This window comes from Niallia sp., assembly GCF_031978665.1.
GTDB lineage: Bacteria > Bacillota > Bacilli > Bacillales > Cytobacillaceae > Niallia.
The window spans coordinates 1-25,423 of the sequence record NZ_DALZDK010000051.1 but is presented as its reverse complement, the minus strand read 5'-3'; the positions used below and the strand labels follow the sequence as shown (position 1 = coordinate 25,423).

Sequence of the window (25,423 nt, the reverse complement as noted above, 5' to 3'; positions counted from 1 at the left end):
GGGCTGCTTGTTTTGCCTGCTCTTGCTTGAGGGCTGCTTGTTTTGCTTGCTCTTGTTTTAGGGCTGCTTGTTTTAGGGCTACATCATTATTAGAAGTATTTGCCATTACTTCCTTATTCTTTTCACTAATCGTTGGACTTGGAGCAACATTTTTCTCTTGTGTTGTTGTCTCTTCTTGTGGAGAAGGTAAAGCAAGCACCTTATTATTTTTGTTTTTTGCTCCATTTATAATTCCAACCAAATTATCCACATGAAATTTTACCGAAACCTCTTTAGAAAATATTTGAATATTTATAGTAGCAGACTTATCTTTCTTTTCATTACTAGATAAAGCTTCCAGAAAATCGTTTATAATGTTTTTTCTTAGCCATTTCATGGCAATCCTCTCTCTCCCTTATACCTTTATTTTTGTTTCCATATTTTCCTAGCATCTTCTAAATCCTTTGGCGTATCAATAGATATCCATGTTCCTTCATGCAAATAAACTGCTAATTCTTGCTTTTCAATTAGCCTTCTTAAAGGCTCTTCCTCTAACACACAATCCGGCTGTGCTGATAAATAGTGAAAGAATTCCTTATTACATACAAAAAATCCCCCATTTATCCAGTCATCTAAAATTGGCTTTTCTAAAAAGCTATTAGCAATTCCATCTTGTATATCAAGTACCCCATATTGATTATTTTTTTTAATACCTGTAAGTGTTACTGTTTTTCCTTTCTCTTTATGAAAGGCAATGAGTTCATCTAAATCAACATCCGACAAACCATCCCCATATGTTAGTAGAAAGATATCATCCTCTATATAATCTTCTAACTGTTTAATTCTCGCTCCTGTCATCGTATCTTGGCCAGTATCAATACATGTGATTTTCCAAGGTTCAGTTTTTTCGAGAATATCATATTGGTTGTTTAATAAATCTATTTTGACATTATTTTTTCTCCAAGCTAAATTGATAAAATAATCCTTTATTTGGTCTCCTTTATAACCCAACGGTAAAATAAATTCTTGATGTCCAAATTCACTATAATGCTTCATAATATGCCATAATATCGGTTTTCCATTAACATCTGCTAAGGCTTTCGGTATGTTCTCTGTTAAGCCTCTCATTCTCATTCCTTTGCCCCCACATAAAATAACAACTTTCATGCTTTCACCTCTTCTCTTAGTATTTTCATGCCATTATATGTACAGGCTACTAAGTATGCGTAGGTTGTTTCATTATGTTTGATAAGATATAGGCAAAAATTTCGATATATTGAAGAAAAAAACTTTTTTCCCCCTATGACTTTTTTCATATAGATTATTATTTTTATCTTGAATGAACAGGTCATAAGCCCCCATTGGAGTTTCGTACTCTTTCAAAAGTAGCAAGGGATTTTTTTGAAAATGTTGGAAGCGATTGGCGAAGATAACGTATCCTTCTAAAATAGATTGATAGGGTTGGCGTTTTTTACAACCATCTATGAATGTCGAAATGCTACGCGATAATGCAAATTGTGGCGTTCATCCAAGCTATCTGCATAAAAAAGCCCTACAAGTAGGGCAAAGTCATAACGCAAAAAAAGATTAACTAATATCTTGTTGTAGCAATTGCGTTTTATATAGATTGGCGTAAAATCCTTTTTGCTCTAGCAGTTCGTCATGTGAGCCTTTTTCCACAATTTCTCCTTCATTAATGACAAGAATGACATCCGCTTCTCTTATTGTGCTTAAGCGATGAGCAATAACAAAGCTTGTTCTGCCTTTCATTAAGTACTTCATTGCCTCTTGAATATGCAGCTCGGTTCTTGTATCAACACTACTGGTTGCTTCATCTAGTATAAGAATAGATGGATTTGCTAACACAGCTCTTGCAATCGTTAGCAGCTGCCTTTGTCCTTGACTTAACTTACCTCCGTCTCCACTTAAATGCGTATCGTATCCAGCTGGTAATTTTCGGATAAACGAATCTGCATATGCAAGCCTGGCAGCTTCTTCTATTTCCTCATCAGTTGCATTTAATCTTCCGTATCGGATATTATCACGAATCGTTCCTGAAAAAATATAAGGATCCTGTAAAACAAAACCAATTTGCTGTCTTACTGTACGCTTATCCATCTGCTGAATCTCTTTACCATCAATTAATATTTTTCCAGAATCCACTTCGTAGAATCTTGTTAACAACTGGATAATGGTCGTTTTCCCTGAACCTGTTGGACCAACTAACGCAATCATTTGACCAGGGGACGCATGAAACGAAACATTTTTTAGAACGGGAACATTTTCCTCATATGAAAAATGGACATTTTCCAGAACGACTTCTCCGTGCCATTTTTGCATTGGCTCTTGTTCATATTCCTTTTCCAATTCCGAATCCATCTCTATGATTTCAAACACTCGTTCAGCACCCGCAATTGCAGACTGCAGCATATTATATTGATTTGCTAATTGATTGATTGGCTGACTAAACTGATTCGAATAATGAAGAAAGCTGACGATAACGCCGATTGTAATGACATCATGGTATGCAAAAACCCCACCAAATACAGCGATAATAACAAAGCTTAGGTTTCGCATGGAGTTCATGATTGGCCCCATTGATCCCGATAGACTTTGCGCTTTTACACTAACTGATCGTAGTTTTTCATTTTTTTCTTGAAATTCTTCTAACGTTTTTTCCTCTCGGCCAAATACCTTAATGACTTTCAGACCAGAAATATTCTCTTGCACAAATCCATTTACTTCACCAAGTAATTTTTGCTGTTCTGAAAAATACTGTCTTGTATACTTTGTTATTTTTTTCGTAATAAAAACAATTGTCGGAATCGTTAACATGGTAATCAACGTCATCCAAAAACTCAGAGTCAACATCATTATTACACTACCAACTAACATAAAAACGCTCGATATTAATTGAATAACGGTCTGATTTAGTGTATTCGAGACATTGGTAATGTCATTTGTCGTTCGACTCATTAATTCTCCATGTGTTCGCTGATCAAAAAACGGTATCGGTAAATCTTGAAATTTCTCAAATAAATCCTGTCTCATCTCCTGCACCGTTAATTGGGATAAACTTGAGGCCATAAACTGTTGAATCCATGTAAAAACAGATCCAAAAAAATAGACTATAAGTAATAACATTCCCATCTTAAGAATTCCAGAGGATTTATTGATCAATATAAAACCATCAATGGTTTTTCCAATTAAAAATGGGCCTAAAAGAGTACAAATAGAAGTTAAAATAGTACTGATTACGACGATAAGTAACGTCTTTCTTTGTTTTTTTAAATAATTCCATATTTTCATTAGGGTTCCTTTTGCATTCTTCGACCTTACTTTTGGAACTTCTCCCGGTCTTGGTCCCCTCTGTTGAAATCCCATTTGTGACATATTGACAGTATTTTCATGAGAGTGTTTTCTGGTCATATGACAACTCCCTTTTTCCAAATTGCGATAGATAAATATCTTGATAAATCTCACATGTTGCTAGCAATTCCTTATGGGTTCCTTCTCCAACAATAGAACCTTCTTCCATAACAAGTATCTTCTCAGCATCCATAACTGAAGAAATTCGCTGTGCAACCATAAATGTAATGGTCTGTTTTGATAGATGTTCTATTGCTGCTCGTAATTTTTTCTCTGTAGCTACATCCAAAGCACTAGTACTGTCATCCATTATTAAAATTGGCTGTTGAATCAAGAGTGCTCTAGCGATGGAAATCCTTTGTTTTTGCCCACCAGACAAATTTACGCCTTTTTGACCGACTAAAGTATTGTATCCATTTGGCAATTTTGAAATAAATACATGAGCCTGAGCTAATTTGGCTGCTGCTTCTATTTCTTCTTGTGTAGCTTCAGAGTTACCAAAGGCTATATTTTCTCTTATTGTCCCTGTAAACAAAATCGTTTCCTGCAAAATCATGCCTATTTTTTTCCGCAACTCTATTAACGGAAGATTCCGGATATTTATTCCATCTATTTCAATAAAACCACTAGTAACCTCATATAATCTCGGAATCAGCTGAACAAGTGTAGTTTTCCCTGAACCTGTGGAACCAATTATCGCAACGGTTTCTCCACGTTTAGCCTTGAAATGAATATTTCGCAACACCACATCTTTTGCATTCGTAGAGCCATTATAAGAAAATATAACATTATTAAACTTGATATTAGACGCAGAAATAGCTGATAACTGCCTTTCCTGTTTATCGCTCATCACTTCTTGCATTGTTAAAACTTCCTTAATCCTTGTAGCGGAAACATTTGCCTGTGTAATATTCATAAGTACTCCACTTACCATAATTAAGGAAGAAAGAACTTGAACCACATAGTTTATAAAAGCAACTAAATCCCCCACTTGAATACTATTCCTCCATACCAAATTCCCACCATATAATAGGATAGTAACAAGACAAATATTCATAATTAAGGTAACGATTGGAGAATTTATCGCAATAAAACGTGCGGCCTTAATGGAGATATTTGTATAATCCCGATTAACCTTCCGGAACCTTTTTGTCTCATAATTGGTCCTAACAAATGCTTTTACCACACGAATTCCAGCCAAGTTTTCTTGAATGCTAGTATTTACAGCATCTAATTTTTCCTGTACCTTCGAAAATAGTGGTGAAGCAAATTTTATCAGAATAACGAGAACCATTATTAAAACAAGAAGTGTTCCAAATAAAATAAGCCCAAGCTTAACATTTATTAATAAAGCCATTACCACACTACCAATCAATAAACTCGGTGCCCGAACGAGTCCCTGCAACATAACTTGCATCAAGTTTTGTATCTGGATGACATCGTTTGTCATACGAGTAATCAATGAGCCTGACTGGAATTTATCCATGTTTTCAAACGAAAAGGTTTGAATTTTTTGGAATAGTTCTTCTCTAATATCTGCACCAAAATTTTGAGAGACACGGCTTGCAAAAATATTGCAGCTCACCCCTGTTAGTAAGGAAAGAAACGCGACTAAAACCATTAATAATCCAGTGTGCTTAATAAATTGAAAGTTGCGTTCTACTACTCCAAAATTGACAATATTAGCTGCTAATTTTGGCTGTAGTAAATCAAAAAATACTTCTCCTATCATAAACAAGGGGGCAAGCAGCATAAATTTCCAGTAAGGCTTTATAAATCTTTTTAATCCCCACATATCTCTTTCCCCTTTAATTATTGTCATCCTTTGTTTCCAATTGTTTTTTCCTTTTTTCTCTGTCTTGTTCTCCTTCATGGAGTTCAAAGTGCTTGATAAACTCGTCAATGACCATTTCTATTGCCTTTAATTCCCCTAGAATGACTTGGTTAATTTCTTGAAATTCTGCTGCCGCTAACTGTTGTTTTAAAGTAATGCGCTTAACTTGTAGTCTCTCTAAAAAATCCATTGCCCGACCTCTACGAAATGTTTTCGCTCCAGCTCCCCCTTTTCCTCGGTGGCCATCTCCTTTTCTAGGTCGCATTGGATCTTCAAAATGCTTCATCCCAATCATCCTCTCTATCTTTTGTATACAAACGTATACATTATCATATTTAAAATGTATACGTTTGTATACATTTTGTCAATGCGAATTAAGAGAAAAGTCCGTCTTTTCACAAAAATAAAAATGCTACAAGGCGAAACAGCCTCATAGCATTTTTATTAGCCTATTTTAATTTCATTGCCTACTACTACTACTTTTTCATTTTCTCCTAGGTTTGTAAATACCATTGGAGTAATAATGGAAGGTACTTTTGATTTAATTGCTTCAAAATCAATTTCCATTAATTTTTGTCCTTGTTTTACTTTGTCTCCATCTTTGACAAAAGGAGTGAATCCTTCCCCTTTTAGCGTAACGGTATCTAATCCAACATGGATTAAGATTTCTTTGCCATTATTGTCGGTCATGCTTAATGCATGTTTTGTTGGAAATACATTCATAATTTGTCCATCAGCTGGAGCAACTAAAATACCATTAGAAGGATCTATTGCGATACCATCGCCCATCATTTTTTGGGAAAACACAGGATCTGGAACATCTGTAATACTTAATATTTTCCCTTCTAAGGGCTGAATATAATTTTTACTTGTACTCGTATTTTCTTCCTTATTTCTTTTAAATAAATTTTTAAACACGCTAGTAGCCTCCAATAAAAGATTCTATTCAATCTCTAGTTTAACGGTTTTCGGCAATAATAACAAAAATTTTCTCATAAATCTGATTAATAATATATCCTGCGGTCTCTTTAAACCGCAGGAAAAGAAGTCTTACTTTAAATAATAGATAATGGACTCATATGGTCTTAGCGTAATACTTTCTTTGATAGAAGCGGAGTTCGAATAATTAGAGAGAAGGATTGTACTCGTTAATCCTGACGTATCTATGTGTTTTGGTAATTTAAATTCAACCTCTTCTTCATAAAAATTATTTACTACTAATAACTTTTCCTTATCTGTACTACGTAAATAGGCAAATATTTTATCATCCTCAGGAGCAAGTAATTCATAGTCTCCATCTGTAATAATATCGTATTCTTTACGAAGCTTAATTAAATTTTGATAGTGATAGAAGACAGAATCTTTATCTTTTAATGCATTTTCTGCATTCAACTCTTTATAATTTTTTGCTGTTTCAATCCAAGGAGTTCCCTCAGTAAAGCCTGCATTTTTCTCCCCATTCCACTGAACAGGTGTACGAGAATTATCGCGGGATTTTCTGCGCAAAACTTCCAAAATTTCTTCTTTCGGCTTCCCATTTGCTTGCAAAATATTATACATATTCAAAGATTCAACATCTCGATACTGATCAATAGAAGTAAATTTTGGATCGGTCATGCCAAATTCTTCCCCTTGATAAATATAAGGAGTACCTTGCATCATATGAATCGTTGTAGCAAGCATCTTAGCAGATTCCTTATGGTATTTCCCATCATTTCCATAACGTGATACAATTCGAGGCTGATCGTGGTTACACCAGAAGAGGGCGTTCCAGCCTCCACCTGCATGCATGCCTACTTGCCAGTTAGATAGAATTTGCTTTAACGCATGAAAATCCATTTCCCCAATTTCCCACTTCTCTCCATTAGGGTAATCAACCTTTAAATGGTGAAAATTAAAAGTCATGCTTAATTCATTACGTTCCGGCTTAGTATACTTAATGCAATGCTCTAAAGTAGTGGAAGACATTTCTCCAACAGTCATACTGTCATACTGTGAAAATACCTCTTGATTCATTTCATGAATAAATTCATGCACACGTGGTCCATCTGTATAGAACTTTCTACCATCTCCAGGTGCTACCGAACCATCATCATCTGGGAAATCCTGATTTTTTGAAATCAAATTAATGACGTCTAAACGGAAACCATCTACCCCTTTTTCAAACCAGAATGTCATCATTTTGTACACTTCATTGCGCAGCTGCTCATTTTCCCAATTTAAATCAGCTTGTGTTACGTCAAAAAGATGCAAGTAATATTGCCCCGTTTTTTCATCATATTGCCACGCATTACCGCCAAATTTAGACTGCCAGTTTGTTGGCTCGCAGCCTTCTTTTCCATCTTTCCAAATATAAAAATCACGATACGGATTATCCTTTGAAGATGCTGCCTGTTTAAACCACTCATGCTCCGTAGATGTATGGTTAACCACAATATCCATAATAATTTTTAGTCCTTTTTGATGTGCTTCTTCTAATAGCTGATCAAAATCTTCCATCTTTCCATATTCATGATGAATAGAATAATAATCACTAATATCATAGCCATTATCTTTTTGAGGGGAAGCATAAATAGGTGTTAGCCACAGGACATCTACCCCTAATTCCTTTAAATAGTCTAATCTTTTAATAATTCCTTGAATATCTCCTACTCCGTTTCCCGTTGTATCTTGAAAACTCTTCGGATAAATTTGATATACTACTGCCTTTTGCCACCATGCTTGTTCCATATCAATTTACACCACCGATGTGAAATTATGTCCTTTTTCCTTTATGCTAAAAACTCACTGGAAATAGTATTTGCGTTTTTTGCTATTTCATTATGATTTTAGGAAAAGTACAACCTACTTGCTCATACTCGCACAAATTGCTAGACACCAACTTTATTTGATTCGGTACTTTTAGCAAGAACATTTTAATGAAAATATATTATTTTTACCTTTCCATCATAACATGTATATACAAGCTGTCAACTAATTAAGTAATACGTTTTCAAAACTCCTTTTATTGAAAACACGAGGATATAGAAAACATGTACGTATACTATGAAGGAACTCTTTTCTCCTCACCATTTTTATTTCTTTCTCTTCCAAATAAAAGTCACTACTTAGTCAAGAAATCATTGGCTTTTATGCCCTTTTTTGATACGATATCTCTATGATTTTTATTGTACGTATAAGTTACCATCGTTAACTACAATGGAAAGCGGTGAAACAGTGGCACAAACAACAAAATATAATATGGTGAAAGAAAAAATTACGGACTGGATCATAAACGGTAAAGTGCAGCCAGGAGAAAAAATATACTCGGAAAATGAATTAGGAAGAATGTTTGGCGTAAGTCGGCATACAATCCGACAAGCAATAGGCGATTTAGTGCATGAGGGTTGGCTATATAGGGAACAAGGTGCTGGCACTTTTGTCTCCCATCAACAAGCTCACTCTTCCCAAACAATACTTTCCCATCCACCATTAAAAAGAACGAAAAATATCGGTGTAATCACGACATATATCTCAGACTATATTTTTCCATCCATCATAAAAGGGATTGAATCTTATTTAACGGATCATGGGTATTCTCTCACGTTCGCTTGTACGGACAATGATATAAAAAAAGAAAAGCAATGTCTGCAGACAATGCTAGATAGAAATATAGATGGATTAATTATTGAGCCAACCAAAACCAATACCTTTAATCCCAATATGCAGCTTTATTTAGAGCTAGAGCAGAATAAAATCCCCTATTTAATGATTAATCAATTTTATTCACAGCTCTCTCCCCCACATTTAGTAGTAGATGATGAACTTGGTGGATTTATTTCAACCGAGCATTTAATAAAGCTAGGGCATAAAAAAATCATCGGATTATTTAAATCAGATGATTTACAAGGAATTAATAGAATGAAAGGATTCATACAGGCATATAAAGCATACTCGATCCCATTTTTCCCAGAAATGCTAATTAATTATTCAACAGAAAATCAAGCAGCTTATCCGGTCGAGCGATTAGCAGAAGTATTCGAAACTACTAATAAACCGACTGCTATTGTTTGCTATAATGATCAACTTGCTATTCAAGTAATCCATTATCTTCGCTCATTAAACTTATCCATTCCAGAAGATATTTCCATTATTGGCTATGATGATTCTTTCTTAACCGAAGCTTCTGAGGTCAAATTAACTTCTGTTTCTCACCCAAAAAAGGAGATGGGCATGGAAGCAGCAAAATGGATAGTGGATGCAGTCGAAAAGAAGGGAACTTTGCCTCCATCCTTTGTGTATAAACCAAAACTTGTTTTAAGGACTTCCACAGGACCTTGTCCGCATATATTATAGGACAAAAAAGGAGTGCTACAAGTGATAAACAGTACATATGGTATTGTTGCGATTTCATTTGAAGGAAAAGTTCATTTGCTCCACATATTAGATAAGAACATGTATACTATTAGTAGATTTATACTTAGGAGTGAGTCATTTTGAAGGATGAATTAGCCTATATAGGTAACAAAATCATAAAAAATAAGAACATCCTTGCTGAAAATACGAATACATTGCTATCTCAATTTTTACAGCAGCAGACATCTGATATATCCTTGCTTTATCATGAAAAAGATATGCTTGAATGGAATGCAAAACTTTTTTTCATTTTAGCTGAAGCATTAAAGGATAAAAAAGATTCGGAAGGAATAGAGTATTGGTCTGAAAAAACAGGCGAAGCATTTGTAAAGAATCATATTCCTTTACAATCTGCACTTCGATCCCTGTCGATTTATCGAAATGTTATTTGGGATGTATTCACAGAAGAACTAGAACAAAAGTCATTCGCACCAATTACCATGCTGGATGTAGGAAAGATTATTGATCCTATTCTTGATGAAATTAGTGCATTTATTGGGCATATTTATGAAGAGCATAATACAAAAATAATGAAGCTTGCATATAACGCTTTAGAAGAACTATCTGTACCTGTTGTTCCAATTGCAAAGGAAACAGCTATTATCCCCCTTATCGGAGAAATTGATACACAGCGTTCTCAATTAATCTTAGAGGTTGCATTACAAGAATCCTCCAATTTAAAAATTGAATATCTTATTTTAGATATTTCAGGCGTACCTATTGTAGATACGATGGTTGCTGATAATTTATTTAAAGTCGTTCATGCATTAGATTTAATTGGCGTTAAATCCATTGTTTCTGGAATTAGACCAGAAATTGCACAAACCATTATTTCTTTAGGCATCGACTTTAGCAAAATTACTACTTGCGCGAACTTACACACTGCTTTAGCTAGCATCGGCTTAAAGAGAGTAATAGAATAAGAAAAGGATGTTTTAAAGTGTTATTTCACAAATAACGTCTTTAAAACATCCTTTATTATTTATGCAGTATAGCGCTCTTTTTCAATTTCTTTTAATGACTTCCCTCTTGTTTCAGGCGCCATAATAAATCCAATGATTGCTGCAATTAACAAGAAGCCTATCATAATCAAGCCTGAAATCTTAAATCCTAATGTAGTAATCATTAATGGCACTACTAATGAGATTAACCCTACAGAAATACGTGCAGTTGCAAATAAGAACCCTTGTGCTTTAGCTCTATATTTAGTATGGAATAGTTCACTTGACCATAGTCCATAAAATGCCTGTGCACCAAATCCAGCTGCAACACCCCATAGAATAACGAATGTGAATAATTCAAACATTCCCATTGAACCTAAAGATAATACTAACCAAGCAATAATTCCAAGAACTGCACCAATGGTATAAAGTAATTTACGATTTACCTTATCCCCTAGTTTAATAAAGACAAAATAAGTAGATGCGACCGTTAATATCCATAAGAATGCTTGTAACAGATTGGCATGTGCGGCTGTTAAACCACCAACTGTTTCATAGATATATGGCATAAAGTAACCCATTACCCCTGCTACTAAATTCCAGAACACATAAATTCCAATTAAGAGGACGATTGCTTGTCGATTTGCTTTAATGGAGAAAAGTTCTTTAATTGGATTGGCAATTTTTTCTCCCTTTTGTATCTGAGCTTTCTCTTTCTGTTTTTCTTCTTCCCAAATTGCTGATTCATTAATCTGTTGTTGCATAATCCATGTTACTAAAGCGATTACAAATAATTGCGCAAATATGATTCTGCTTCCTAATAACCCTAAAGGAGCTAATAAAACAGATAATAATAATGATATTGCTGGTCCAATAGACCAGGCTAATTGACCATATCCTATTCTTGCAGCCCGCTCCTTATCAGGTGCTTCTTCTGCAATATAGGTCCATGCAGCCGGGATAGCAGCCCCTACCGCAATACCTGTAATAACATAACCAATTAACAGCATTGGAAAATTGAAAGAAAAAGTAATTAATAAAACCCCAAGCATATATACGAGAAGATCATATTTATATATGAACTTTCTTCCATATTTATCTACTAAAATACCTCCAATTAAAGCACCAATTGCGGAACCAAATCCATTTGCACTTAATGCTCCCAGTAAACCGAGCTTAAAATCATCTAAATTCAAGTATTCCATCCAAAGAGTCAATCCACCAGCCCCAGCAACAATAGAGCCTGCTTCAAGGTAATTGGACATAGCTACTGTAACGGTAGCCTTTTTATTATTTTTTTTCACAGCAGTTGTCATAACTAATCTTCCTTTCTATTATTCTATTCAAGATAAAATACACTTTTTAGCTGCTTAGAAACAGGGCTTTTGTCTGGATTGGTTTCCATCAATGGCTCCATATAATCCCACCATTTCTTACAAGTTTCAGTTTCTGAAACTTTATCCCATGTTTCTACATCATCTACTTCTAAATAGGCAAATAATTGTCCAGACTCTTCATCTAAAAAAATGGAATAGTGATGCACACCATGAGCTTTTAAAGTCTCCTCCATCTCTGGCCAAAGTTCATTATGCCTCTTCTCATATTCATCATATTGATCTTTATATACATGCATAACACTTGCTATTCTAGTACGATTCTTCATCCTCTGCTTACTCCCTTCTTATTTATGAAAGCAATTACATTGTTTCTATCTACATGTTACTGCATGCTAAAAACAGTTAACAGGAGACAAAACTAAGAATGGGGGGATAAAAAAATGATTTTTGGTAAGGTTTTCATTCTTAAAACTATTTTCGTAAAGTTTTTGCTATAAATAACAAAAAAGCTACCAGAAATCCATTTTCCATAGATTCTGATAGCTTAAAATTCACATTATTCTTCGACTTAGTTTTCCGCTATCTTTTTAGATGAGCTTCTCTATATTGCGAAGGTGTATAACCATACCATTGTCTAAACAATCGACTAAAATATTTTGTATCCTGATAGCCTAATTGTACTGCAATATCGTATATCTTAAGATCCGTTGTTTCCAATAATTCTGTTGCTTTTTTCAAGCGTGTTTTCGTAATATAGTCTAAAATGGTTTCCCCTGTCTGCTCCTTATAATACACACTGAAATAAGTAGGACTCATGTATACCTGCTGTGCAATTAATTTAATGGTGATCGATTCGCCTAAATGGGCATGAATATAATCCTTTGCTTTTTGAATAGGATTTTTATTTGTTCTTTTTGCTTCTTGAATTCTTACCATGACAGACAGGACCCAAAATTTTATCTTATCTTTTAATTGATAAAAATGGGAGGTATTTTTTGTTAACGAAATTACTTCACGAAACAGTACTCTTTCTTCCCCAAATCCTTCTAACTCAACCCATCTGTTTACAATTCTTATCCCAAGTAATTGGACAGCTTCTTCTAAAATACTTGCTGATCGAATCAACTGTAGCTTTTTAAAATATTCATCAAGTGAGGCAATTACTTCCTTCTCCCCCTCGTTTTCAAGGCTAAATAGAAGTTGCTGGATACTTTTGATAATTTCTGAACTATGTTTTTTACTCTCCAGACTTGTTTCAGGCAATTGCTCAAGCCAAAACACTTTATTACATCCATATATCATTCTATTCTGAATAACATTTTCTAACTTTTTCCGATTATCCAAGAATTCTTCTATACAGGTAAACTCCTTGCCAATAGCAATTGTCACCGTATTCTTAGATACATTTTTTATCCTTGCTTTCCATAAATGTAAAAATTCTTCTATATCAGCCTGCACTTGTTGGGATTCTTGATGATCGATTAAGATCCATATTGAAAAAAGGTCATCTCTCCACAGCCATTTCCTTCTACCCGAAGAGAAAGACCATTCTTCTAAAGTGACCTTTAAAAACGAAAGAATAGCTTCATTTGCTTGTTTTAACCAAGCTGGATACTCATCTGACCAGGTTTGATTTATATTTTGATCAATACTTAAGTATAGTAATTGAAAGGCACCCTTTCCTAAAAACTGCAGCCATTTCTTCTTATCTTCATTTGAATAATCCTCTGTTTGCAATTGACTTAAATAATATACTTGCTTTGTATAGTCTAATTCTTTCGCCTTTTGTTGCAATTGCTCCTTTTCTTTTTGTTCTCTTCTTTTTGCTTCCACTTTTATCTGTATTTGCAGAAGAACTTCCTTTAATTGTTCTCTATTAACTGGTTTTAATAAGTAATTGGAAACTCCTTCTTTTATGGCTGATTGCAAATAGACAAAATCATCAAATCCACTAATGATGACAGATTCAAAAGACATTTTTTCTTTTAACCGATTAATAAGCTGTAGACCTGTCACTTCTGGCATTTGAACATCTGTTAAAAGCAAATCAAACTTTAATGACTTTTCTTCCAATTTTTCAATCGCTTCTTTTCCATCTGAAAAGGCACCAATGATTTCCCACTCTTCGCCATTGTCTTCTACCATGCGTATCATTCTTTTTAAAATTCTAGGTTCATCGTCTACGACAACCACTTTAATTTTCTCCATTTTCTCTCCCACCTTCTAACCTGTTCTCGAATACCATATAAGGATCCTGAATCAGAGGTAAAAGAATCGTTACGGTTGTTCCGATGGATTGTTTGCTTTCAATCGTTATACCATATTTATCAGAAAACAACATTTTAATTCTTGCATGAACATTTGTTAATCCCACTCCCGATTCTCTTGTAAAATAATCCTGCTTATTTAAGTTTTTTTTGATTTTCTGTAGCATTTCTTTATCTATTCCAGGTCCATTATCCTTTATAACAATCTTTAGTTTTCCATCCTCCACCGAAATTTCAATGGATATGATTAATACTTTTCTTTGTTTCATTCCATATTTAAAAATATTTTCAATAATTGGTTGGAGAATAAATTTAGGAGAATAATAGATAGGGAGGTGATTTTCTCCTACAATTTCATAATTGACTCTATCCTCAAATCGAATTTTTTGTAGCTTTAAATAGTTTTTTATATGTGTCAATTCCGTTTGTAGTAGTACTAAATTTTCACTGCTGCTTAAGGAATACCTTAGCATTTGTCCAAGAATTTCCACCATATCGACCGCCGTTTCCGAATCCTCTTCCTCGATAACGGCCCCTATTGTTTCTAGCGTATTATACATAAAGTGGGGATTTATTTGTGATTGAAGTGCATAGATTTGCGCATTTCGTTGCTGTAGTTCAACTTCATAATTTTTTCGTATAAGGATACGCAATTGTTCTAGCATCGACTGAAAACTCTCAGCTAATTGGCCCACTTCGTCCTTATTGGTTGGACTGATTGTAACATGTAAATTTCCCTCTTCCACTTCCTTCATTACTTTACCAAGCTGTTTAATTGGTTTGGTTACAGTCCAAGCAATAAAAATCGAAATCATCGTTGAAACGATTGTTAAAATTAAAAAAATGGAAAGTGTATAATTCTTTACTATATCGGTTCTTTCTGTTAGATATTTCATTGGAATACTGTGAACGAGAATCCAGTGTTTATTTGTTGATTGATTCATACTATATAATACATTTTCCTTTGTATGCGTTGTATGGAAGCTTCCGTTTACAAGAGGATAACCTGCTAATCCTTCATCTACCTGTCCAATACGCATTTTGTCAGGATGATAGATAATATATCCATTTTCATCCATCAACCACATTGTTGCCCGGCCTTCCTTATCAATATCATTTAGTATTTTTTCTATAAATGTCACATCTACTGCAAATATCAAAGAGCCTAAGCTTTCTCGATTTTCAAAGTCTGTGAGTTCATTTACAAGTAAAATAAATGGAGTATCTTTTTCAAAGGCTATTTTTGTTTTATTTGGTAAAATGATGGGCGTTTCCCCTGCCAAATCATGTATTTCTCCAAAAGGGAGAATGGCGTCATCAAAATTCATTCCTTTAAAGGAGGTTTTCGTGCTTATATAATTGCCATTATTCGTGATTAAAAATGCAGCAAGAATATCTGATTGGTTACTGTTTAAATAATTATTAGCTAAAAAACTTTCCACGGTATATTGTTCCTGTAAAAAAGCTGATTTCTCCTTGTATGGAGTACTTCTAAGAATAGACATGATTTCTTTTGAATTGTAAACCGCATTAGGCAAATCGTTTAGTAGGGTTAATTCATTTTCGATATTTTTATTTGCTTGATTTAGTAATCTAGGAATATATTCACCTACTTGTTCCTCTATGGCTTTTGTATTTTGAGCATATGTAATATAACCTAATATTCCCAGTGGAATTACTGTCATTATCATATAAGTAATAATTAACTTACGCTTTAAGGGGGCCTGCCCTAGCTTAAATAGATGTGTTCGTTTAAAAATCATACTGATCGATATTCTCCTTTGTAAAATCTATAGGCTGCCCCATAATAATCGTATCGTCTTTCACTCTAATAACACCGACATTCTCAAAAGCTTTATTATCTGTCAGTTCATTTCCCAATAAAATTTCTTTTGCTACACGAACTGTTAAATAGCCCAATTTTTTGGGACTCCATAAAGTGCTAATCTGTATCGCTTCATTTTTCAAATAAGAACGCACTAAATTTGGACTTGATAAACCAACGACTGCAATCTCTCCAACTTTATTAGCATCTATTACTGCTTGTGCTGCCGCTGGAGGTCCCACTGAGGAACTTCCAATAATCCCTTTTAAATTTGGATATTTCTCTAACATTTCCTTTGCAATCATATATGCTTTTTGAGGATTATCATTTGATTCTCCTACTTCCAAAAGCTTCATATCAGGATAGTTTTCTTCTTGGTGAATAACCATCCACTCAATCCATTCCTTTAATGTTGCCGCATGATCGGAACCGGTAATAATCGCATAAGAACCTTTTTCCTTCATATTTAATGACAGTGTATCCATCACATGTCTACCTAAAGTCTCTGGATCCACAGAGCTAACAAAATATTCTCGGAATTTTTTATTAGTATCCGAGTCCCAGGTCATAACTACGATTCCTTTTTGTTTTGCTTCCATTAATATAGGACCTAATTTTTCCGGATCATTTGCAGAAATGGCAATAGCATCAACCTCTTTTTCTATATATTCCTTAACAAGCTGCTCTTGTTGCTGCCAATCTGCTATTAATGGACCTGAATATAGCACATGTACATTTAAATCTTTCCCAGCTTCTAATACGCCTTCCTCCACTGCATTAAAGTAAGGAATACCACTTACTTTTGGTATAATAGCAATCGTATATTCCTTTTCTGCGGTAAAGCCTTCCTCTTCTTTTGTTTGTAGCCTATCATCCTGATAAATAATTTCATATTTTTGATTGGGCGAATTGAACGTGCATCCGCTTACAATAATCATAAACAAAAAAATTGCCATTATTGATTTTTGCGGCATTTCTTTTCACCTAACCTTTCATTTTTCACTAAAATATAATATTTTTATGGATAAAGATATAATAAAGTGCTTTCTTTTCATTATATAAAAAATAAACAAAAAAATATATGTTTGTTTATTTTTATTTCATTTGATTTTATTTGAAACATGCACAAACAAAAACAGAAGGGAAATAGAATCGTAAAGTATAGACTAGTCCCTTCTATTATAAATATGCTAACTGGTAACCTATTATAAAATCTCTTTAAACATAGAAATTACTTCTTCCTTTGTAGGTTGGAATGGGTTTCCAGGAGCACATGCATCTACTAATGCAAAACTGGCTAATTTATCCAAGTCAACCTCATCTACACCTAACTCTGATAATTTAGCTGGAATTTCTACTGTTTGGCAAAGCTTTATTATGGCTGCAATTACTTCCTCTGCACATTGACTATCCGTTTTTCCCTCTGTAGAGATACCAATTGCCTTTGCGATTGCAGGAAACTTATGTGGATCCCGTTTGGCATTTTCTCTTTCCACAATAGGTAAGAGCATTGCATTACACACACCATGAGGCAAATCATATACCCCTCCAAGTTGATGAGCCATTGCATGAACAAATCCTAATCCTGCATTATTAAATGCCACACCAGCTAAGAACATAACATATACCATCTGTTCTCGTGCTTCGATATCATGTCCGTCTTTCACTGCACGGGGTAAATAGGTAAATATTTTCTCTACCGCAGCTAATGCGGTAGCATCTGTTACTGCATATGCACCTGGAGTAACAATTGCTTCTATCGCATGTGTTAAAGCATCTATTCCTGTTGCTGCTGTTAATGCAGCAGGCTTATCCACCATTAGCTCGGGGTCATTTACTGAAATAGTAACAAGACAATTTTTATCAACCATTACCATTTTGACATGGCGTTCTTCATCGGTAATGACATAGTTAATGGTGAATTCACTGGAAGTTCCAGCAGTTGTATTTATCGCTACAATCGGTACTGATTTTTTTGCTGTCTTTCCTACCCCTTCATAATCCCTAATATCCCCACCATTCGTTACATAAAGCCCAATCGCTTTTGCTGTGTCTTGAGGAGATCCACCGCCAACAGATACAATAAAGTCACATTCGTTTTCTTTATATACTTCTACTCCTCTATATACATTTGCTGTAGTCGGATTCGGCTTCACTTCTGCATAAACAGCATAGTCTATTTCCTTGTCATTCAATACTTTTTTCACTTTCTCCACAATACCACTGTTATTTAGGAAAGCATCTGTTACCACAAGCGCTTTTTTTAATCCTAATTCTTCTATTTGTGGTCCAACTTCTTGTAAACAGCCTCTTCCCATTAAATTTGTACTTGGAACATAAAATACATGTGCACTCATTTTTAATTACCTCCACTCGTTTGTTCAATATTTCACATAATAATTTATAAAGAAAGGGCAATACGCCCTTCTCTTTTATAGATTTAATATACCTTCTCTAGGTGCTACCTGAAATGCATCTGCTAAATCTTTAAGCTGCTGGTCCGTAATGGTTTGTTTTATCTTAGAAGCATCTCCAATAATCGTATAAATTTGTGCTGCCTTTTCTGCTGTTTCAATTAAACCAAATGTTTCATCCATTGTTGAACCAGCACCAAAGATTCCGTGATGCGGCCAAACAACTAAACGATGCTCTAACATTTTCTCCGCTGTTTTTTCCCCAATTGCATCTGTTCCAGGAACCATCCAAGGCAATATGCCGATTGCATCTGGAAATACAACGATACATTCTGTACACATTTGCCAAAGTGTTTTCGTAAAGCTTGCTTCATCTAAATCATGAATAAATGTCATTGCAAGGATATTTGTTGCGTGATTATGCATGATAATCCGATGATTAGGATCTACTCGTAAGCGTGCAATATGACTCATAAAATGAGAAGGTAACTCGCTAGTAGGATTGGAACCATCCTCAAATCCCCAAAGCAAGTGAACTTTCTCCCCATTATCATCTACTTTTAAAACGCCAAGTGTATTAGCAGGATCTTCTTTCACATTTTTAAAATACTTGCCCGAACCTGTAACAATAAAATATTTCCCTGCTAATTCTGAAACTGGAAATTTCAATGAAATGGATCGAATAATTTGTTTAACATCCAAATACTGTTCCACTACTTCCTCATCTAAAAGATAACTAATATTCCCTCCATTTCTTTCATCCCAGCCCATATTCCACATATTAAATGTTGCTGCACACATTTCCTTTAAAAACGGGGCTTCAGTAATATTTTTCTTTTGCATAATCGCTACCATTCTTTTTCTCTCCTTTAATCTCTAATTATCTAGTATTTTTATTTTCTTTGTTTTCTCATCTTCATATTACGCCCGAAACAAAAATAAGTCAACGAAAACAAAAATAAAAACAGATTATATTTGTGTATTTTCTGTGAATTTCATTTGTTTTATCTTTTTTTTATTAAACCCCAATCATTCAAAAAAAAAGATAGCGCCAACATTATTTGCTTAAATGTTAGTACCATCTTTCCTTATTATCTATATATTGGTCATTTCCTTTATAATTGAGCAATCTGAAAGGATATATTCTTTTCTTGAAACCAATTTTCATATTCTGCTGGAATTTGCTCGTCTGTAATAACGTGGTGTATTTGATCAAGGTTTGCAATATGAGCAAAAGTTTTCACTCCAAATTTACTTGAATCTACAAGGAGAGTAACCTCAGATGATATATTCATCATCTGTTTTTTTAGAAGCGCCTGCCATTCATTTGCATCACTTAAGCCGCTTACCATATCTACCCCCTTACAGGATAAGAACAACTTATTCACATAATATCTTTCAAGAGAGCGCTCAGCTAGCGGACCTACATAAGATAAAGATTTTGACAACAGCATTCCACCTGTCGAAATTACTTTAATCTGCTCTTTCTTACTTAGCTCCAATGCTACCTTAATAGAATTAGTGATAACAGTAAGAGGCATATCAGGTAATTGGGCTGCCATATACCAAGCAGTTGTACTGCCATCTAATATAATTTGTTCTCCTGGTTGAATATGTTTTACGGCTTCTTGAGCTATTGCTTTCTTTTGATCCGCATTCGTTACTTCTCTTACGATAAAAGGAGTATCGGTAGGTTCTTTTTCGATACTCACCGCACCACCATGACTTCTCATCAAAAGCTTTTCTTGTTCTAGCTTTTCTAAATCTCTTCTAATCGTTTCCTCTGTTACAGAGAAAATCTCACTAAGCTCTGTCACGCGAATGCTTAGTCTTTCATTTACAAGCTCCACAATTTTTCGTCTTCTTTCCGCTACAAGCACTTTTAAAGTTCTCCCTCCATTTTTGTTTTCTTGGGATTATGTTGGTATATGTTTATTACTATAGCATATTTTCTGTTTTAAAAAGAATTATTCTCATAAAAAAAGATGAAATAGGGAATACCTACTCCATCTTTTCCTATAACTTATTGTGCTTTGTTTTTATTATAGATATCAAATGCTACAGCTGCTAAAAGTACTAACCCTTTAATTCCTTGCTGCCAGTCAATGCCAAGTCCCATTAATGACATTCCATTATTCATAATTCCCATTACTAAACCACCAATGATTGCTCCAGGTATGGTCCCGATTCCCCCATATGCAGAAGCACCACCAATGAAACAGGCTGCAATGGCATCTAGTTCAAATAAATTACCCGCTTTTGGAGTGGCTGCATTCAAACGTGCTGCGAATAAGAGACCCGATAAAGCAGAAAGTACTCCCATGTTAACAAACACCATAAATGTCATCTTTTTTGTTTTAATTCCAGAAAGCAAAGCTGCCTTCTCATTTCCTCCGATTGCATAAATATGTCTTCCTGCTTTTGTTTTATTTGTAACAAATGTATAGATAACAATAAGTATCCCTAATACAATTAATATATTTGGTATTCCTTCATAGGTTGCTAGAACAAAAGTAAAGATATTCAGAATCAAAATCATTCCAACTAACTTTGATACAAATAATCCAAATGGCTGTATGTCAAAACGATGTTTTAATTGATTCCGTCTGTTTTTCCATTGAAGGAAAACGATGATGATAGATAGAGCAATACCAATCAAAATGGTTAAAAGATGTAAAGAACCACCACTTATATCTGGAATAAATCCTGAACTGATTTTTTGAAAGGATTCAGGAAAAGGAGCAATCGATTTCCCTTCTAAAACAATCATTGTTAATCCCCTAAACAAGAGCATCCCGGCTAATGTTACGATAAAGGCCGGGATCCGAACATATGCGATCCAAAAACCTTGCCATGCACCAATAACTGCTCCGAGTACTAATGAAATAACGATTGCAAGAAATGGTGACATTTCATAATTTACCATCATAATGGCTGAGATTGCACCAACAAATGCTGCAATCGATCCTACCGATAAATCAATATGTCCAGTTACAATAACAAGTAGCATTCCAACCGCTAAAACTAATATATAGCTATTTTGTAAGATTAAGTTTGTAATATTTAAGGGTTTTAATAATAAACCATCGGTAATAATTTGAAATAATACCATGATAAATACCAAGGCGATAATCATACTATATTGACGGAAATTAACCTGAAAAAGTGATTTAATGGAATTATTTTTTTGTGAACCCGTTGGATTTGTTTTAATTTGTGGTTGCATTGTTCGCTTACCCCCTTACTTTACTTTTGGTCATATATTTCATTAATTTCTCTTGATTTGCTTCTTCTCTAAGAACTTCTCCTGTTATTCGTCCTTCATTCATTACATAAATACGGTCACACATTCCTAATAGCTCTGGCAATTCAGACGAAATCATAAGAATACTTTTTCCTTCATTTACAAGATCATTAATAATTGTATAAATTTCATATTTAGAACCAACATCTATTCCTCTAGTAGGTTCATCTAAGATTAGGATATCTGGTTCGGAGAATACCCATTTACTCAAAACGATTTTTTGCTGATTTCCACCACTTAGATTTCCGGCTTTCTGGAAGATACTTGGCGTTTTTATTCTAAATTTTTGCCGATATTCTTCTGCTACCTTTATTTCTTGATTTTTATCTAACACAGAATGTTTAGAAATACGATCAAGCGTTGCAAGCGTAATATTTTGCTTAATATCCTCCATTAAAATTAATCCATTACCCTTTCTGTCTTCCGAAACATAGGCTAACCCATTATTGATAGCCGTTGCCACATCTTTGAATTGTACTTCTTTCCCATTCTTGATAATTTTTCCTGAGATATTCTTTCCGTAAGCCTTGCCAAATAAGCTCATCGCTAATTCCGTGCGACCTGCCCCCATAAGCCCCGCGATTCCTACTATTTCACCTTTCCGGATAGTGAAATGGATATTATCAAGCACTTTCCTTTCCATATGTTTTGGGTGATACACATTCCAATCTTTTACTTCTAATACAATTTCACCAATTTTTGGAATGCGTTCCGGATAACGATTGGTTAAATCTCTTCCAACCATGCCTTTAATAATACGATTTTCATCTACTTGATCATGCTGTACATCCAAGGTCTCAATCGTTTTTCCATCCCTTAAAATGGTTATAGAATCTGCAACCTTTTCAATTTCGTTTAATTTATGGGATATAATGATCGCAGACATCCCCTGTTTTTTAAATTCTAATAATAAGTTTAGTAAGTTTTCGCTATCATCCTCATTTAATGAAGCTGTTGGTTCATCTAAAATAAGTAGCTTAACATCCTTTGACAAAGCTTTTGCAATTTCAACTAATTGTTGCTTTCCTACTCCGATATCACTTACCTTTGAATTCGGTGATTCACTTAACCCAACCTTTTGAAGCAAAGCCTTTGTGCGAATAATCGTTTCATTCCAATCAATCACACCTTTGTTAACAATTTCATTTCCTAAAAAAAGATTTTCCGCTATTGTCAATTCTGGCACTAATGCTAACTCTTGATGAATAATAACAATGCCAAGATCCTCACTTTGTTTAATATTTTTAAATGTACAAACCTCATTATGAAAGAGAATGTCACCAGTATATTCTCCATGAGGATAAACACCACTTAAGACTTTCATCAATGTAGACTTTCCGGCCCCATTTTCTCCACAAAGAGCGTGAATTTCTCCTTCCTTAACCTTTAAATTAACATCCTCTAAAGCTTTAACCCCTGGGAATTCCTTCGTTATATTTCGCATTTCAAGAATTATATTTGTCATATTTCTTCACCACCAATATTTTATTTCCATCCATTATTGGCCTAACTGTTCTTTCGTATAATAATTTGTATCAATCAGCACTTCTTTGTAATTATCAATATCCACAGAAACCGGTTTCAAAAGGTAAGACGGAACGATTTTTTTTCCGTTATTATAGGTTTCCACATCATTTACTTCTGCTTCTTCTCCATTAAGTAAAGCTCTCGCCATTTCCACCGCTTTTTTTGCTAATTCTCTTGTATCTTTAAAAATTGTTTGTGTTTGTCTTCCATTAATTATCGCTTTAATGGAAGCAAGCTCCGCATCTTGCCCCGTTATAATCGGCATTGGCTTATCCTTACTACCATATCCCACGCCTCTTAATGAGGAGATTACACCAATACTAATGCCATCATAAGGGGATAATACTGCATCAATTCGCTCAGAGGAATAATGAGCACTTAGTAAATTGTCCATTCTTGATTGTGCTAATGCACCATCCCACCGAAGTGTTGCCCCTTGACTAAATTTTGTTTGCTTGCTTTTTACTACTAATTTTCCAGAATCTATATATGGCTGAAGTATGGACATCGCTCCATCGAAGAAAAAGTAAGCATTGTTATCATCTGGAGATCCTGCGAAAATCTCAATATTAAATGGACCCTCAGAATCTTTTAATCCCAGCTTTTCTTCAATATACTGCCCTTGTAATTCTCCTACTTTAAAATTGTCAAATGTCGCATAATAATCTACATATTCACTGTGTTGGATTAAGCGGTCATATGAAATAATTTTTATACCATTTTTATGTGCTCTTTCCAACACTCCAGTTAATCCAGATTGATCATCGATTGGTGCAATTACTAGAATATCCACACCTTTGGTTATCATATTTTCAATCTGTGCCGTTTGGTTTTCAATAACATCCTCTGCATATTGTAAATCAGTACTAAAGCCAAGGTCTTCAAATAGATTTTTCATATTTTCTCCATCATTTACCCATCTCTCAGATGATTTTGTCGGCATGGAAATACCAATAAACCCTTTTGTTTCTCCACTCGTTTTATTGCCCCCACAAGCAGCTGTAATAAGTACTAATACTAGTACACTTATTAATGTAAGCGTTTTTTTAAACAAACAAACTTCCCCCTTTCCACATTTGTTAGTAGGTTTTAATTTATCTAAAACTAATATAGCATCCGCTTTCCATCTGGTCTTTTCAAATAATTTACTATTTTTATACTTTTTTAACTTAAAATAAAACGCTTTCATATTTGAACGCATAAAAAAGAAGCCTATGTATATGGCTAAGAAGTTCCGTTTTCATGGAGAAGTTCTGCAAATAGCATATGAATTCGCATACCTTTATCATAGCAATTAGTAGACTCTTTTTTGTTGATATATCAACGTATTATAATAAAGTAAACCCATAACATTATAGAAAATAGCACCCAAAATTGCATTTTGACAATAGATATTGTCATCGTATGAAAAAGGGTACTATTTTACTTATCATTTGGTATGTCTTTTTCATCTCGTTCGAAAAACTTCCATGATTTTATATAACTGTATGGTAAAATATAGTAATAGATTACGAAAATTCAGTTATTCAACGGAGCAGATTACTTGAAAAAGGATATAGCTATGTGTTTTTGGATTCTTATTGAATAGAGACAGGAGGTATTTTAATGTCAGACATAATAAGCAATCAAAATTGTACTATTCGAACAGCAGACTTAAAAGATGCTGAAGCACTTATAGAAATATCAAATTCCATTATTTATGAAGGAGATTATTTCATCAGAGTATCTGAAGAGTTAGACAAAGAATCTATAATACAACAAAAAGATCAAATACAACAGATATTAAATAATGAAAAAGAAACTTTAATAGTTGCAGAGATAAATGATGTGGTTGTAGGTTCAATTGAGTTCCGTTCCCATAACTTAAAAAGACTGTCTCACACTGGCACTATTTCAATATCTATAAGTGAAAATTATAGAGGTATGGGAATTGGAAAAAACCTTCTTAAGGCAATGTTGGATTGGGCGGAAAACCACCCACTTATTGAAAAGGTAAGTTTAGGAGTATTTTCAACAAATCATACAGCTATATCATTATACAAAAGTATGGGATTCATTGAAGAAGGTCGTAAAGTTAAACAATTTAAGATAGATGAAAATAAATATGTGGACGACATTCTAATGTACAAATTTGTTTATTAATAGTTGTGGTTTCTTAAAGTTACGGGGGCTTTAGTTGTGCGAAATGTTCCTAGCTTAAATGGAGGATGGCCACATCTCTCTAGTAAAGG

Annotated in this window: 21 protein-coding genes; 3 read left to right on the top strand and 18 right to left on the bottom strand. The window is 34.3% G+C overall.

Features of this window, described 5'->3' with window-relative positions:
- The 7 genes from RTL21_RS21370 to treC all read right to left on the bottom strand — a co-directional run.
- The coding region (locus RTL21_RS21370; RefSeq protein WP_312098924.1) for a hypothetical protein at positions 1–376 on the bottom strand (376 nt) is incomplete at its 3' end.
- Between the two features lie 26 nt (positions 377–402).
- Positions 403–1,146 (bottom strand): sugar phosphate nucleotidyltransferase, encoded by a 744-nt coding sequence (locus RTL21_RS21365; protein ID WP_312098923.1) that lies wholly within the window; start codon positions 1,144–1,146, stop codon positions 403–405.
- A 420-nt stretch (positions 1,147–1,566) separates the two neighbouring features.
- Positions 1,567–3,408, bottom strand: coding sequence for an ABC transporter ATP-binding protein (locus tag RTL21_RS21360; protein WP_312098921.1), 1,842 nt, complete (start codon positions 3,406–3,408; stop codon positions 1,567–1,569).
- The gene (locus tag RTL21_RS21355) at positions 3,386–5,170 is read right to left on the bottom strand and encodes an ABC transporter ATP-binding protein (protein ID WP_312098920.1); all 1,785 of its coding nucleotides are present in this window, start codon (positions 5,168–5,170) and stop codon (positions 3,386–3,388) included. Before RTL21_RS21355 ends, RTL21_RS21360 begins: the two co-directional genes overlap by 23 nt.
- Complete coding sequence (locus RTL21_RS21350; RefSeq protein ID WP_396954487.1) at positions 5,157–5,468, bottom strand: hypothetical protein; 312 nt, start codon at positions 5,466–5,468, stop codon at positions 5,157–5,159. The genes RTL21_RS21355 and RTL21_RS21350 overlap by 14 nt, the downstream gene beginning before the upstream one ends.
- A gap of 158 nt (positions 5,469–5,626) precedes the next feature.
- The gene (locus tag RTL21_RS21345; protein WP_312098918.1) at positions 5,627–6,100 is read right to left on the bottom strand and encodes a PTS sugar transporter subunit IIA; all 474 of its coding nucleotides are present in this window, start codon (positions 6,098–6,100) and stop codon (positions 5,627–5,629) included.
- Positions 6,101–6,232: 132 nt separating this feature from the next.
- On the bottom strand, positions 6,233–7,912 hold the full coding sequence (treC, locus tag RTL21_RS21340) for an alpha,alpha-phosphotrehalase (protein WP_312098916.1): 1,680 nt from the start codon (positions 7,910–7,912) through the stop codon (positions 6,233–6,235).
- A 486-nt stretch (positions 7,913–8,398) separates the two neighbouring features.
- On the opposite strand from treC, the gene RTL21_RS21335 reads away from it, so the two are divergent.
- Positions 8,399–9,517 (top strand): GntR family transcriptional regulator, encoded by a 1,119-nt coding sequence (locus RTL21_RS21335; RefSeq protein ID WP_312098914.1) that lies wholly within the window; start codon positions 8,399–8,401, stop codon positions 9,515–9,517.
- Positions 9,518–9,657: 140 nt separating this feature from the next.
- The gene (locus tag RTL21_RS21330; protein WP_312098912.1) at positions 9,658–10,500 is read left to right on the top strand and encodes an STAS domain-containing protein; all 843 of its coding nucleotides are present in this window, start codon (positions 9,658–9,660) and stop codon (positions 10,498–10,500) included.
- A gap of 59 nt (positions 10,501–10,559) precedes the next feature.
- On the opposite strand, the gene RTL21_RS21325 is transcribed toward RTL21_RS21330, so the two are convergent.
- From RTL21_RS21325 to chvE, 11 genes are all read right to left on the bottom strand, one after another.
- Positions 10,560–11,834, bottom strand: coding sequence for an MFS transporter (locus tag RTL21_RS21325; protein WP_312098910.1), 1,275 nt, complete (start codon positions 11,832–11,834; stop codon positions 10,560–10,562).
- A gap of 23 nt (positions 11,835–11,857) precedes the next feature.
- Positions 11,858–12,181 (bottom strand): L-rhamnose mutarotase, encoded by a 324-nt coding sequence (rhaM, locus tag RTL21_RS21320; protein WP_312098908.1) that lies wholly within the window; start codon positions 12,179–12,181, stop codon positions 11,858–11,860.
- Between the two features lie 253 nt (positions 12,182–12,434).
- Positions 12,435–14,063: a response regulator transcription factor gene (locus tag RTL21_RS21315; RefSeq protein ID WP_312098906.1), complete on the bottom strand. Its 1,629-nt coding sequence runs from the start codon at positions 14,061–14,063 to the stop codon at positions 12,435–12,437.
- Entirely contained in the window at positions 14,050–15,885 is a 1,836-nt protein-coding gene (locus tag RTL21_RS21310) for a cache domain-containing sensor histidine kinase (protein ID WP_312098904.1), read from the bottom strand. The genes RTL21_RS21315 and RTL21_RS21310 overlap by 14 nt, the downstream gene beginning before the upstream one ends.
- Entirely contained in the window at positions 15,875–16,921 is a 1,047-nt protein-coding gene (locus RTL21_RS21305; protein ID WP_312098902.1) for an autoinducer 2 ABC transporter substrate-binding protein, read from the bottom strand. The genes RTL21_RS21310 and RTL21_RS21305 overlap by 11 nt, the downstream gene beginning before the upstream one ends.
- A 231-nt stretch (positions 16,922–17,152) precedes the next feature.
- A complete protein-coding gene (locus tag RTL21_RS21300; protein WP_312098900.1) occupies positions 17,153–18,304 on the bottom strand; it encodes an iron-containing alcohol dehydrogenase in 1,152 nt (383 codons plus the stop codon).
- 75 nt (positions 18,305–18,379) lie between these two features.
- A complete protein-coding gene (gene rhaD, locus RTL21_RS21295; protein ID WP_312098899.1) occupies positions 18,380–19,216 on the bottom strand; it encodes a rhamnulose-1-phosphate aldolase in 837 nt (278 codons plus the stop codon).
- A gap of 260 nt (positions 19,217–19,476) precedes the next feature.
- Positions 19,477–20,241 carry a DeoR/GlpR family DNA-binding transcription regulator gene (locus RTL21_RS21290; protein WP_312098898.1) on the bottom strand — a complete coding sequence of 255 codons (765 nt, stop codon included), beginning with the start codon at positions 20,239–20,241 and terminating at the stop codon, positions 19,477–19,479.
- Positions 20,242–20,384: 143 nt separating this feature from the next.
- Positions 20,385–21,497 carry a multiple monosaccharide ABC transporter permease gene (mmsB, locus tag RTL21_RS21285; protein WP_396954488.1) on the bottom strand — a complete coding sequence of 371 codons (1,113 nt, stop codon included), beginning with the start codon at positions 21,495–21,497 and terminating at the stop codon, positions 20,385–20,387.
- A gap of 97 nt (positions 21,498–21,594) precedes the next feature.
- On the bottom strand, positions 21,595–23,130 hold the full coding sequence (gene mmsA, locus RTL21_RS21280; protein ID WP_312098894.1) for a multiple monosaccharide ABC transporter ATP-binding protein: 1,536 nt from the start codon (positions 23,128–23,130) through the stop codon (positions 21,595–21,597).
- 33 nt (positions 23,131–23,163) lie between these two features.
- Positions 23,164–24,246 (bottom strand): multiple monosaccharide ABC transporter substrate-binding protein, encoded by a 1,083-nt coding sequence (gene chvE, locus RTL21_RS21275; RefSeq protein ID WP_312098892.1) that lies wholly within the window; start codon positions 24,244–24,246, stop codon positions 23,164–23,166.
- 551 nt (positions 24,247–24,797) lie between these two features.
- Here chvE and RTL21_RS21270 point away from each other — a divergent pair.
- A complete protein-coding gene (locus RTL21_RS21270; RefSeq protein WP_312098890.1) occupies positions 24,798–25,334 on the top strand; it encodes a GNAT family N-acetyltransferase in 537 nt (178 codons plus the stop codon).
- The last annotated feature ends 89 nt before the right edge of the window (positions 25,335–25,423 follow it).